We start from the raw sequence: 13,412 nt of genomic DNA on the forward strand, positions 1-13,412 counted from the left end.
ATTCCCCCCCCCCCGCCACTTCTGCTTGGTTGCAACATTTATCAGACCTGACTGTGAACATCTGTAAGGCTTAAAATAAGATACTTAACTGGAAGGGGCCAGAGCCCCTATCCTTCAAACGAATGAAGCCATGTTGCGAGGTACTCAGTCTGCCGACTCCATTTCCTTCATGATCCGATGAGGTTCTGCGGCGGCCGGTTGAGTGCCTAAAACAGTCACGCGCTCGCCAAAGCGGGAGTATGGATAGTAATCCCACACTGCCCGATGCTGCGTGCAGCGATTATCCCAAAATACCAATGTGTCCGGCTCCCAACGTATACGGCAATTGAATGCTTGTTCGCGTTCAACGAGTTGAAAGAGCATGTTCAAAATGGCATCACTCTCGTCCTCGGATAAACTCGGGATGTGCGTTGTAAAACCTGAGTTCACAAAAAGCATTGGCTTGCCTGTCTCTGGATGCTTCGCAACTATTGGGTGCTCAGTTTTAGGTAGCCCTTCTGGTGGTGTGAAGCCCTTCCACGGCACGGCTCCATCGTGAACTGCAGTGAGCCCAAGTAAGAACTCTTTCATCACAGGCGACAACATCTCATAGGCCAGATGCATGTTCGCGAACAAGGTATCCCCACCGCATCCAAGCACGGGTGTCTCATGCATGTACAACATCGAGCTATGCGAAGGGGCAGGATCAGCTGTGCCATCTGTATGCCAAACCTCTCCTGCTACAAATCGAGATTTCTTACCGGCACGGATTAAGACAATCTCTGGATCATCACCATCAATATCACTCAGTGGAAGAGCACGCAGTGTACCAAACTGCCGAGCAAATTCCTTCTGTTGGTCTTTGGTGAGTTTTTGATTGCGGAACACCAGGACGTGGTTTTCAAGAAAGGCACGGTGGATCTCAGCAAACTGCTCTTTGCTTACGCCTTCAGATAAATTTACTCCACAAACTTCAGCGCCAATGACCGGTGTAAGGCGGTCCAGCTGAATATGCCGATAGGTTTCTCGAGGCGCTGCCGCAATACTTTCAATAGCTGTCAGAGCATGTTCGTGCATGAAGTTCTCTCCCTGGAAAATAGTTAAGCAATAGTTTGGAGGCCTCTAACGAGGCGTAGCAAAGCTTCACAGTAACGCCTCTCCAATTCACCAAATGCATGAGCACACGCAAAGGCATAGGCCGAAGCTTTAAACAGGCTGAGGAGAGTAGTCGTATCTGCCCCCTGCAGCGAGCCATCAGTAAACAGTTTGGCGTTTATGTTGGAATGAACTTGCGCATTTGCCCGAGCAAATGCCCTTGTGTTGGCTTCGCTGTTTAAAGTGCCATAATAATCAGCATAAGCTTCCGCAGAGCCAAACTCGCTCTCGATCATATCTTTATTGCCCGCGGCAAACTCAAGCGCACTGGAGTGTGAAACGCGGTAGGTTTTCTCCGCAACGAACGCAAGGCGAAACAGGACTAAGTAAGCATCTTCTAACGCGTCGAGCCAATGCTCTAAAACTGGCATATCCCCTATCGCTGCTTTGCCATGCAAATCTTTGAGGCATTCCAGCTCACGGGTGCTCTCCCCACGCATCTGTGCTGCTTCAACTCCAAGCACCAGGACTGTTCGCCCCATGTACGCATGGAGTCTCTGAACCGTACCATCGGTCAACAAAGACACGATACAACTCGCCAGATCAGCCTCAATGTGTATTTGCTCCAAATCACGCACCAACATGAGCTGATATCCTCTGACTGGAAAACGCATTCAAAATAGCCTGACCAAATGCAGTATTCCCGTGAATCGGGTCATTTTCCTGCGAGAAGTCTTCGTTCTGTAATTTATCGAAACCCGTAGTACCATCGCGAACGTCCAGAACCGGAAGGCCCAAGCGTTCTGCTTCTGCAATCATCACGTTTTGCGCTGCTTGGAAAACACTTAGCTCTGAAGTCTCAGGTACTTTCTGGGGAGGAAGAACGGCAATCACCTCAACTCCCATTTTGAGAACGGTGCGGTAGAAATCCAAAGCGCCCTGTACCATGGAACAGATAAGGTCATGAAACAGAGGGCCTTCCAGAAAGGCTGATGGCAGCGTTCCGTCAATCTCCCTGTATATCTCCCAGTTTTCAGTGGTTGCGTAAAAATGCAGCGCAAAGCCGAAAGTGCAGAGCAGTGGAACCTTTACATCCTGCAGCGAATTTGCATCGAGTTCCTCCAGAAAAGACCGATACATTTCATTGGCATAGCCACTTCGAAAAACTGGATCTTCGTTATTCCAGTCAACAAAAGGAGCTGTGAACTCGCGCCCAGCCCCCATCGGACCACCAACGAACGGGACTCCAGCTTCCTTGGCCGCACGCCCAATTGCGCCAGCGTGGGAGTCTCCTAACAACAAGAACTGAATGTCATTTGTAATAGTCGAGTAGTTCTTCTTCACAGATGATATCCTCAGTTGGCAGGAGTGATTGCGTGCTGACGTCTGAATGGCCTTGCTGCATCTGATCAGCAGAAGAAATGCCATTAAAGAAATGATCCATTACAAATCGGACGCCGGTTGGTGTGATCGTGCGCTTGTTGGGGTTGTAAAACACTCCATTCATGGGAGGAGAAGCAACCAGTTCGTAAGAGGGAAAGTACTCGACGTTCTTATTGGAGGCTTCCAACTGCCCTGCCACAGCTCTCAGAACAGACTTGGTATAGGTAGAAGCTGTTAGCACATGATGCGTCGTGAATGTCGCTGTGACCGGAACCGGTGAAACGGTAAACACCAGACGCAGGTTGGGATTGTGTCTTCCTATAAGATCGATACATTTTTGAAAATCAGAGAGTATTTCTGCAAAGGCAAAATTTTGCGCTTTATGCAATCTTTCATCAAATCGGCCTTTCACTGTGCCAGGGCACATGGGATAGACAACATCTGTTGCCGTATTGAGCCAGGCCTCTGTCAAACCCATAGTGAACACGAACAGATCAGCAGAGCTTACTGCTTTGCGAATGGCTGCAAGGGTGTCTTCACGTGATGCCCACATGGCTTGAGGGCTTTCAAAGCCATCTGGGGAAATATTGGGCCGGAATGGATCGAAGTACCGCTCTCCATTATTCGAAGTCTCTTTAGACTGGGGGACTTCATCAAAAGCCCATTGGAGCCATTGCAACAACAAACGTGCAGTATAGATGTTTCCTGTTCTGAATGAGAAAACGCCATAGTTTTGATCAAGGGCTTCCCGAGCGCTTAAACCGTCAGGTGCTTGCTCTGCATTGTACCAGTTCATCCCTCGCCGCTGCAGTTCTTTGCCCATGTTCTGAGAGAAACAAGACCCAGCAGTTATTATGGCCGCATCTTTCTGTATTTGAAACTTCGGGGTCCAGACCTGCGAGATCGAGAAATAGTCTCGCTCTGCGACCGATGGGCGCCAGAACTTGTTGGAAGCCAGCAAACTGTACGGGTTCATTTCACACCACTCCTCACATGAGATGGGTCAGCGGTTCAGCTGGCCTGCTCCGCAATTTTTTCTCTTTGTCTGGTTGCACTGAGCAGCCGGAAACCCAGGTAAGCTACCGGTACGCACATTATCGCGGATGTGAGGAACAATGGCCCTCCACCAATACGTTCAATCACCATTGCTGCAGCAAATGGCACCGCAGCAGCGCCCGCATTGGAAAGCATATAAAGGCCCATATAGCTGTTCCTAAGACGCACAGGAGCGGTGCGATCCACCACTGTGGCAAACAAAGGCATGGCGATAATTTCCGCCAATGTCGCAAGTGCTATCGCAACAAGCCACAACTCCCTTATTTCAGAGCGATTGGAAGCGATCACCAGCAGACCAAGCATCAGGAAAAAGAAAGCAGCCAGAATGGCCTTGTGTTCTTCAAGCTCAACCAGCCACTTCATCAAGAACAGATGGACGATCAAAACGACGCTCGTGTTGGTAACGTTGATCGAGGCAATAATCCCATTGATGTCAGGCGTTTCGAGAGACATCAGGAAAAATGTTAGGGGCTCATCTATTTGTGCGTACAGAATGACCAGGAAGAAATTTGAGATAAACAGTGTCAGGAAAAGACGATCCACTACTGCTGTTTTTAACAGTGTCGAAACCGGCATCTCCTCCCTGTCTGAGACAACAACGCTTGGCGCGACACTTCTCATTATGCAGAGCGCGAGAACAGCGTACGCCACCGCACCTGCCAGAAAAGCGAAGTTTGAGTTTTGGTTTGCAAACCATAGCCCGCACAAAGGCCCTAACGCACCTGCGATATTGACCAGATAGTAGCGTATGTGAAACAGCAGTGGTCGGTCTTCATCCTTCGCTGCGCAGTCCCCCAATGCAGATCGTAAAAGCGGCTCGAGTGCACCATTGGCAACGGACATGCCCACAATGACCGCAAAATAGATCCGCTCATCCCTTCCAAACGCCAGAACGCAATAGAGCCCTAAGATGCTTAAAGCACTGATCAGCATGATCGCGCGACGATTCAACTTGTCCGCTATAATCCCACTTACAGGCGAAGCAATAAGCGCAGCAAACGCCGACAGCGAAAAAACTACCCCAAGTTCGGCAATAGAGGTTCCGAAGTTTCGTGCCATGAGTACCGCGAAGAAAGGCCAGATCATGAACGATGCAAAGCGTGCGCAAAAGGTGCCAACCAGAACAGTTTTTGCTGGTCTCGGAAGTACCCAGAACTGACGCAGAAATGATTGCCGGTGACTTTGTACGGGCATGAACAAAAAACCTGCTCGTTAATGAAGACGTTCGGCGCGGAAATTGCGCAGCGAATTAGTTGTAATAGAAAACTTCACAATCATTACTCGACCAGCCCCCCTAGCTTGTCGATCATATCAATAATGAGATGCTCTCCCTCAAATATGAGTGGTTCATTTGTTTCCCCAGCACGCTAACAAGATGCCTTCAGATTCGAATTATAACTTGACTTTGTGATATATTAGAAAGAAAGTTTGAGCAATTAAAAATTTAATACCCGAGGCTTCAATGAATAAGATTCATCTTTACTTCCAAGGATCCGATCTAAACGGACGTATGGACTGAGAGTAAGTACAAATAACTCTCAGTAATATAAATTTTTATTCAATTACACAATCAATGATAGTTGTTTCATGGAAGAAACTAATCCTCGCAACCAGGTTACGATGAACCCAGGTGACCTAGGCAATGTCGTGTCGCACATAGAACAAGTTGCGACGAAAAATGCTTCAAATTCAGCCTTAGTGGGGGATGGAAAGACTATCAGTTACCGCGAAATGCTTGCTGCAACAGACCAACTTGCGAGCGTTCTGCAATCCAACGCGGTTGGGGCCGAAGTTACTGTTGCAGTGTGTATGCCTCGCACTCCAGAAGCCATAATAGCGTTGCTTGCCACTCATAAAGCTGGAGGAGTTTATGTCCCGCTGGACAATAATCTCCCACGCAAACGGCTTGAGTTCATGCTTAAGGACAGCAAGGCCAGTGTCGTTGTGTGCACTGACGAAACAGCGTCTCTTGTGAAGGAGTTATCTGCCGAGATACCGAACTCATTGCAGATCATTAATTATTCTAAGCTGGATCCAACTCCCTTCACTAGTAGCACAAGCCAATCGGTTAAACCAGATCAGCTTGCTTACATCATCTACACCTCAGGCTCTACGGGACAACCCAAGGGTGTCATGATTGAGCATCGTGGTCTGCTAAATCTAGCCTTGGAGCAAGCACGCTGTTTTGGTTTGGATGAGAGCTCTCGCGTCCTTCAGTTCGCATCTTTAGGTTTTGATGCTTCAATATCTGAAATTCTGGTGAGTTTGTGCTGCGGAGCTCAGCTTCATTTTGCACCCGACGGCACGCTGTTAGCCGGAGATGCATTGAAGCACATTATTAAAGACAGAAGTATTTCTCATCTAACAGTGCCTCCCTCTCTTGCCAGTCGCATGGACCCGTTGGATTATTCGAGCCTAAAGACAGTGGTGGTCGCGGGTGAGGCAATGCCGTGGTCACTCGTGGAACGCTGGTCCGGGCACGTTAACCTGATAAATGCATACGGTCCGACTGAAAACACTGTATGCGCAACACTTTACAAGACCAACGGCGAGACTGGTACTTCGGATACAGTTCCGATAGGCAAACCGATCTCAAACGTTGATGTCCATCTTCTCGATGATGACCTGAAACAAGTGAAAGATGGTGAGGTCGGCACTCTGTGGCTGGGTGGTATCGGGTTAGCCCGTGGATACAAGAACCAGCCAGATCTTACTGCGAAAGTATTCCGTTCCGTTCCCGGCATTGCAACTGGCCGGCTCTATAACACAGGAGACCGCGCGCGACGACTTGCAGATGGAACGCTGGAGTTCCTCGGTCGTCTGGATGAGCAGGTCAAGGTGCGTGGCTATCGTGTTGAATTGCAGGAAGTTGAGAAGTGTTTTTCTAAGCTTGAATGCATAGAGCACGCTCATGTTACCGCGACAACAGCCTACTCAAAAGACCCGGAAATCCTCGCTTATTTCACTTTGCGAGATGGTGCTCTTGTCCCTGACGTGGACGAGTTTAAAACGAACCTCTCCACCTTCTTGCCAAACTATATGGTACCGAGCGCGTTTATTCTGCTCGATGAGTTCCCACTAAATGTAAATGGCAAGATAGATCGAAAAGCGCTTCCAGCTCCTGACAGATATGCCCGCGGCGCGCAGTCAAATGAGCTTCCAAACACAGAAACGCAGCAGATCCTCGCTGGTTTTTGGAAAGATTTGCTCCACGTCGAAACGGTCTTTTGTAATGACACACTTCAAACTCTGGGTGGCTCTTCCCTTGATGCTGTTCAGTTTCTCACGCGGTGCCGTGAACGGTTTGGTCCAGTCCTCTCACTAGAAGACGTATTTACCGGAAAGAAACTCAGCGAACTCGCGGCAAAGATCCAAACTTCAGAAGAACCAGACAGATCCGAGAGGTCTTTGACTGATTATGATCTGGAAAGAACCACCTTCCCCGTTTCTCATCAACAAAACGGGGTGTGGTTATTGGAAAAACTAACGCCGGGCTCTCTTGCATACAACGCTCAATGTCTGATCCGGATGCAGGGCAAAGTAGATGCATCCGCGTTGCAGTCAGCATTGGACCTGATTGTCGAGCGTCATGAGATTTTTCGCACCACGTTTCACGAGGATGCTTCTGGTACGACCTGTCAGAAAGTTCATCAACCTGTGCCTGCCCGATTGGATCTGGTGGACCTGAACACCTCAATGGATAGCCCAGAGCTCTGGAAGGTTGTTGATCGCGAGGTCTCAAAACCCTTTGACACCAGCTGCTTGCCATTGGCTCGCTGGGTATTGTTCAAGCTTGCTGATGACTCCTCCGCACTCTTGCACATTGAACATCACCTTGTTCATGACGGTTGGAGCGCGAATATCTTTCTTTCTGAGTTCCTAGAGGCTTATGAGGCTTTCGCAGATAGAGCACTGCCCAATCTCGCGCCTGTCCCTGCCCAGTACCGGCATTACGTGGGATGGCAGCAGAGTGAGGACGCAGAGAGAACCTATGAAAAACAGCTGGCCTATTGGGAAGAGCAACTCTCAGGCGCCAACTTTACTCTCGCTCTCCCAACAGATGCCTCGCGCCCAGAAACCATGTCGTTCAAAGGCAAACAGTCCCGTTTGGAACTAACAGGGACGCTGCTTCAAAAACTGGAAACCTACTGTAAGGCCAGTGGTCACACAGATTATACTGTGCTTCTCGGTGTCTTCCATCTTCTACTCTCCCGCTACACAGGCCAAAAAGATCTACTCACAGGCAGCGCCGTCGCAAACCGGAAAACCAGCTTTTCAGAACATATGCTGGGCATGTTTGTGAACAGTGTCGTTATTCGCTCCGATCTGTCTAACAACCCAAGTTTTTCGGAGTATCTGAACCGACTGCGAAGCACACTCTCTAATGCTTATGACAATGAAGAAGTGCCGTTTGAACGAGTTGTCCGAGCGCTGCAGCCTGAACGGGACCTTTCCAGAAACCCCATTTTCCAAGTTGGTTTTAGCTACCACAACTCAAAGGTACCAGAGCTTGCGCGAGATGATCTGAACATCTCGCTATACGAAGCCTACAGCAACAACTCTGCCAAATTTGATATTGAGGTGGTCATTCTCCCCCGTTCCTCTGTCAATGCTGATATCCCGGCGCTGACTCTTTTGTGGAACTATGCGACTGACCTCTTTCAGCCTCAAACCATAGAACGCATGCAGGAAAATTTCTTCGCATTGCTGGAGCAGTGTTTATTTGAGCCGAGCCTGTCAGTTGCCAGTTTCAGCGCAGTTTGCGAAGAAGAACGAAATCATCTGCTCTCGCTCAGCGCGCCTACCCAACCGACCAAGACCAGTGCGCCAAGCGCGGTCGTCCATAGACTGGAACAGCTCGCAAAATCCCAGCCTCAGCACACCGCGATCCTTCAGGATGAAACATCCCTTTCCTACGATGAATTAGAAAAGCAAGCGTCATGCTTGGCCATGAAGCTACGTGTTCATGGTGTAGGTAAGGAGAAGCTGGTCGGCGTTTGTATGGAACGAAACGCCGATTTGATCGTGGCACTGCTGGCAATCTGGAAAGCTGGTGGAGCATATCTTCCAATCGATCCCGCACTGCCAGAAGCGCGGAAGGCCTTTATTCTTCAAGATAGTGCGCCAGATTTGATTTTATGCTGCCGTGCAACGCACCAATCTCTAGCGAGTTTGCCAGACAATCAAAATCTCCATTTTTTTGAAGCTCTTGCAGAAAACACAGACCTCTCAGTGCCGATAGGTCCTGCGCTGGAGCCTGTCTGCACTGAGGATCTTGCCTATGTCATCTACACCTCAGGGTCTACCGGGCAACCCAAAGGCGTTCAAATTGAACATCGGCACATTGCACGTCTGATTGACACCTGCCAGCCTCTGTTCAACTTCACATCTTCCGATGTCTGGTCCTTCTTCCATTCCTACGCGTTTGACTTTTCGGTCTGGGAGATATGGGGAGCTCTTTCTACGGGCGGCTCTGTGGCAATTGTGCCAGAGGATGTGCGCCGTGATCCTGCTCAGTTCTACACTTTGTGCTGCAAACAAGGGGTAACAGTTCTCAGTCAAACACCTTCCGCCTTTCGTGCTTTCATGGTGGCACAGGCCGAAGCCAACACGCCACATGCATTGCGCTCAGTGGTGTTTGGTGGTGAAGCCCTTTCAACACCGATGCTCAAAAGCTGGTTCGATAACCCTGGCAATGCGGGCTGTCAGATGGTGAACATGTACGGGATCACAGAAACCACCGTACATGTTTCCTACAAAGAGCTCACAGCTGAGAACATTCATCACTATTCAGAAAGCAGTCCCATTGGTCGCCAGTTGGATGATCTGAGCCTTCATGTATTGGATGATAACCTCATGCCTGTGCCCTTCGGTGCAGCCGGAGAGTTATATGTCGGTGGAGCTGGCGTTGCACGAGGCTACCTTAACCGTCCTGCCTTAAACGCGGAGCGGTTCATTGAGAATCCGTTTCTACCCGGTGATCGCCTGTATAGAACAGGGGATCTGGCTAGGTATGCAACTGACGGCACCTTGTTGTATCTGGGCCGCAACGACAGTCAGGTGAAAGTGCGCGGATACCGCATCGAACTGGGCGAAGTCGAAGCCGCTCTCGCCACCCACGATGAGCTTCAGCACGTTGTAGTCACCTGCAGAAATGAAGCCACAAGCGATGCCCTGCTGGTCGCCTACTATGTGCCCGTGGCACAAAGAACAGGCTTGGACACCAACACGCTCCATTCTTTTGCAGCTAATCTTCTGCCAAGCTACATGGTGCCCTCAGTATTCGTGGAGTTAGAGGCGCTACCGCTGACCCAGAACGGTAAACTGGACCACAAAGCGCTTGAAAGATACAACGTTACACAGACCAAAAGCAACACCTTGGTAGGTCCAGAGGGGGACCGCGAAACGCTGTTAGCTCAGGTTTGGGCGGATATTCTGAAGGTCAAACAGGTTGGCCGCTTTGACAACTTTTTCGAGCTTGGTGGTCACTCACTCTTAGCTGCAAGAGTGCAGGCCTCTCTGCATGCAAAAGGCTTCCATCTGGCAGCGGTGGATTTGCTACGCAGGCCAGTGCTCAAGGATCTTGCGCAACACATTCAATCAAGTGCCCAACAGAGTTCAACTGCTGGAGAAACCGACACCAACCAAAGCCCAATGTCTATCTCCGGCCTTTCGCAAATGCAGATCAAGCATGATGCAGGCTCGGTGTCCGGTGGCATCCAAAATGTAAAAGACATTTACCCTCTGACACCATTACAGGAAGGTATTTACTTCCATCATCGGCTTTCAGAACAAGGGGATCCTTATCTGCTCTGGAGCCTGATGGCATTTGAGACCGCTGAAGCATTGCAGAGCTATCTTGCGGCCCTCCAAAAGGTCATGGATCGCCACGACATTTTGCGCACAGTGTTTGTGTCCGAAGGGCTGGAAAAGCCACTTCAGGTTGTTCTCAAGACTGTTGAGCTGAAAACCTGCGAGTTGGAGACTGATAGCCTTGAAGGGACTGGAGATGCAGTTGCAAAGCTTCAGGCCTTGTTTGATCCACGAGTAACAAAAGTTGATCTTCGCGAACCCTCCCTTCTTCGCGTTCATTATTGCTATGATGCTGACAAAAAACGCTGGTTAGCTCTTAAACTATTCCACCACATTATCGACGACAACACATCACTCAAGCAGCTGAATGCTGAGGTCAAAGCATTCATGATGGAGCAAGGTGAGGCGTTGCCTGCCCCGGTTCAGTTTGGAAAATATGTTGCGTTCCAACAGGAGCAGAGCCGCAAGGAGGACACACGCAACTTCTTTCATGACCTGTTCAGTGGGTTTGAAAGCGCCACAGCACCCTTTGGCCTTACAGGTGAGCATGTTCATGGCGCAGATCTGGATACTGATAGCAGCAGTACCGACAGCGCGCTGACTGCAGACATCAGAGAACTTGCCAGCCGATTAGGGGTGAGTACAGCTTCAGTGTTTCATTTCGTCTGGGCTCTGGTCATGGCAAGGTGTTCTGGGCAGGAAGATATTTGCTTTGCCACAGTTCTCCTTGGTCGATTGCAGGGGCTCGAAAATGCTGAGCGGATACTGGGGCCCTTCATCAACACCCTCCCCTTGCGCATCCAGCTTGCTGATCGGGATTGGGTGAGTGCCCTTCGTGCTGTCCACCAGACACTTGTCAATCTGATGCACCATGAGTTCTCCTCGCTAACCGATGCGATTGAAGCTAGTGGAGTGGACCGTGCTACACCACTCATCACTTCGTTGATCAACTTTCGCCATGCCGAGCTTCTGTCGGATGGGTCTCAAGGTACCTCTCATCGCGACTTACCAGGCGCCACGTACCTCGCCGGCCATTATGGCACCAGTTACCCGTTCAACCTGACAATTGATGACTTCGGAGGGACATTCAAAGTCCAGACACAGGCCCCTCATGGCTGCAATGCATCTGCACTTTTGAGGATGACACTGGAGGGGCTGCAACACCTCACAAAAGTCTATCCAGAGGCTGAAACGACACCAACACATCAACTTGTTGGTTTGGATCGGGATCTGGAGACCAAGCTCCTTGAATGTGCAGCAGGGCCAGAGTTTTCGGAGAGTTCAAACACACTCCATGGCGGCTTTGAAGTCGCTGCTGCGGCACGCGGTGATCAGGTTGCCTTGATCACTGATGAACTCCAACTCACTTATGCTCAGGTGAACAGTCGGGCCAACAAGCTTGCCAGATACCTGGTTTCCAAAGGCGTTGGATATCAAGACCGTGTTGCGGTGTGCATGCTAAAAACCGCTGATGCCGTTATCGCACTCCTCGCCATCCTGAAAACCGGCGCAGCCTATGTCCCAATCGATGCAACCTATCCCTTTGAGCGCATCACTTACCTGATTGAAGACAGCGCTCCGGCTCTGGTTCTATGTGATGATGTCACGCTACCTCAAATGGTAGAGATGGGTGTTTCTGAGAAGCTGATTAATCTGGATCAGCATGATCCATGCTGGCAGGCGTTTGGCGATGAAAACTTGAATGCATCGGTTTCCCACAAAGACACAGCTTATGTAATCTACACCTCTGGCACCACGGGCAAACCTAAGGGCGTGATGGTACCGCACAAAGGTCCGGCTAATCTCGTTGCATGGTTCCAGCAGCAAGGACAAATCACGCAGCAAGACAGAGTTCTCCTGTCCACCTCTCTCACCTTTGACATCTCAGTGGTTGAGATATTCGCCAGCCTTACCTGTGGTGCAAGCATAATTGTGGCGGATCGCTCCCGCTTACTGGAAGGTACGTATCTGGTTGAACTCATAGGTGAGTATCAGGTCACAGTCTGCCAGTTCGTCCCTTCTCTGTTGGGCTTCTTCCTGTCTTGTGAAGGGGCTGACACTTGCTCGAGCTTGCGGTCTGTGCTGTGCGGTGGTGAGGCCTTTTCTTCCTATCTGGCAAAGCGCTGTTTCGAAGTGCTGGGGCCTGTACGTCTGCAGAACCTTTATGGACCTACTGAGGCAAGCATATATTGCACAGCGCAAGAGGTTGAACATCACGCAGATTATCCGCCAGTTGTTCCTATAGGCCGCCCCATCGCAGGCATGACGATGCATGTTCTGGATCAACATCTGGCACTTGCCGCCCCCGGTGTGGCGGGGGATCTTTATGTTGCTGGGCCAGGTGTTGCCACCGGATACCTGAACCGCCCTGAACTCACAGCAGAACGTTTTATTGATAGCCCGTTCAAAGCTGGAGAGCGCCTTTATAAGACTGGTGATGTTGGGCGCTATCTGAAAGATGGCTCCATCGAGTATTTGGGGCGAGATGACTTCCAGATCAAAGTGCGTGGCTATCGGATTGAGCCCGGCGAGATCGAGCAGGCCTTGTGTCAGAGTGAAGGCGTGTCCAATGCTGTCGTCGTGGCCCATCAGGATCAGGTCAAAGACACGCAGTTGGTAGCCTATGTATGCCCTGATAAAGGCGCTGGCCCGCTAGATCATGCTGCATTGCGTACCATCCTCGCCAGTCAATTACCCGAGTACATGGTGCCGGGGCTCTATGTGCAGCAGGATACCTTGCCTTTGACGTCTAACGGCAAAATAGACCGTAGCCAGCTTCCTGAGCCCGATAGCGGCAGTGTTCAGCCGATCACCAGTTACGTGCCTCCTGAAACCCCGATGGAAGAGGAGCTTGCGCGTATCTGGGCCGAGGTGCTGCTGCTGGAGCGTGTCGGCATACGCGACAATTTCTTCGACATTGGCGGACATTCTCTTCGAGCCACACGCATTATTGCCCGAATGCATGATGTGTTGGGAATGGAAGTGCCGCTGCGCATCTTTTTCGAGCGCCCCACCATTGAGCAGACACTCGATTACATTTTTGAAGAGCTGGAAGCAGCCGAAGAATATTCCTGACGCAGAAGCAG

6 protein-coding genes are annotated in these 13,412 nt (G+C 50.3%); 1 reads left to right on the forward strand and 5 read right to left on the reverse strand.

Features of this window, described 5'->3' with window-relative positions:
* Positions 1–144: 144 nt before the first annotated feature.
* Genes PPL9_RS08980 through PPL9_RS09000 form a run of 5 tightly spaced genes read right to left on the reverse strand, consistent with a single transcriptional unit; the run spans position 145 to position 4,707 of the window.
* Positions 145–1,056, reverse strand: coding sequence for a TauD/TfdA family dioxygenase (locus PPL9_RS08980; protein ID WP_057462386.1), 912 nt, complete (start codon positions 1,054–1,056; stop codon positions 145–147).
* Positions 1,057–1,079: 23 nt separating this feature from the next.
* Complete coding sequence (locus tag PPL9_RS08985) at positions 1,080–1,718, reverse strand: hypothetical protein (RefSeq protein WP_057462387.1); 639 nt, start codon at positions 1,716–1,718, stop codon at positions 1,080–1,082.
* Positions 1,705–2,418, reverse strand: a complete 714-nt coding sequence (locus tag PPL9_RS08990; RefSeq protein ID WP_057462388.1) for a hypothetical protein — start codon at positions 2,416–2,418, stop codon at positions 1,705–1,707. Before PPL9_RS08990 ends, PPL9_RS08985 begins: the two co-directional genes overlap by 14 nt.
* Positions 2,387–3,433: a GSCFA domain-containing protein gene (locus PPL9_RS08995; protein ID WP_057462389.1), complete on the reverse strand. Its 1,047-nt coding sequence runs from the start codon at positions 3,431–3,433 to the stop codon at positions 2,387–2,389. Before PPL9_RS08995 ends, PPL9_RS08990 begins: the two co-directional genes overlap by 32 nt.
* 35 nt (positions 3,434–3,468) lie before the next feature.
* Complete coding sequence (locus PPL9_RS09000; protein WP_057462390.1) at positions 3,469–4,707, reverse strand: MFS transporter; 1,239 nt, start codon at positions 4,705–4,707, stop codon at positions 3,469–3,471.
* 393 nt (positions 4,708–5,100) lie between these two features.
* On the opposite strand from PPL9_RS09000, the gene PPL9_RS09005 reads away from it, so the two are divergent.
* The gene (locus PPL9_RS09005; protein WP_082596680.1) at positions 5,101–13,401 is read left to right on the forward strand and encodes a non-ribosomal peptide synthetase; all 8,301 of its coding nucleotides are present in this window, start codon (positions 5,101–5,103) and stop codon (positions 13,399–13,401) included.
* Positions 13,402–13,412: the final 11 nt, after the last annotated feature.

The organism is Pseudovibrio sp. POLY-S9 (assembly GCF_001431305.1).
Lineage (GTDB): Bacteria > Pseudomonadota > Alphaproteobacteria > Rhizobiales > Stappiaceae > Pseudovibrio.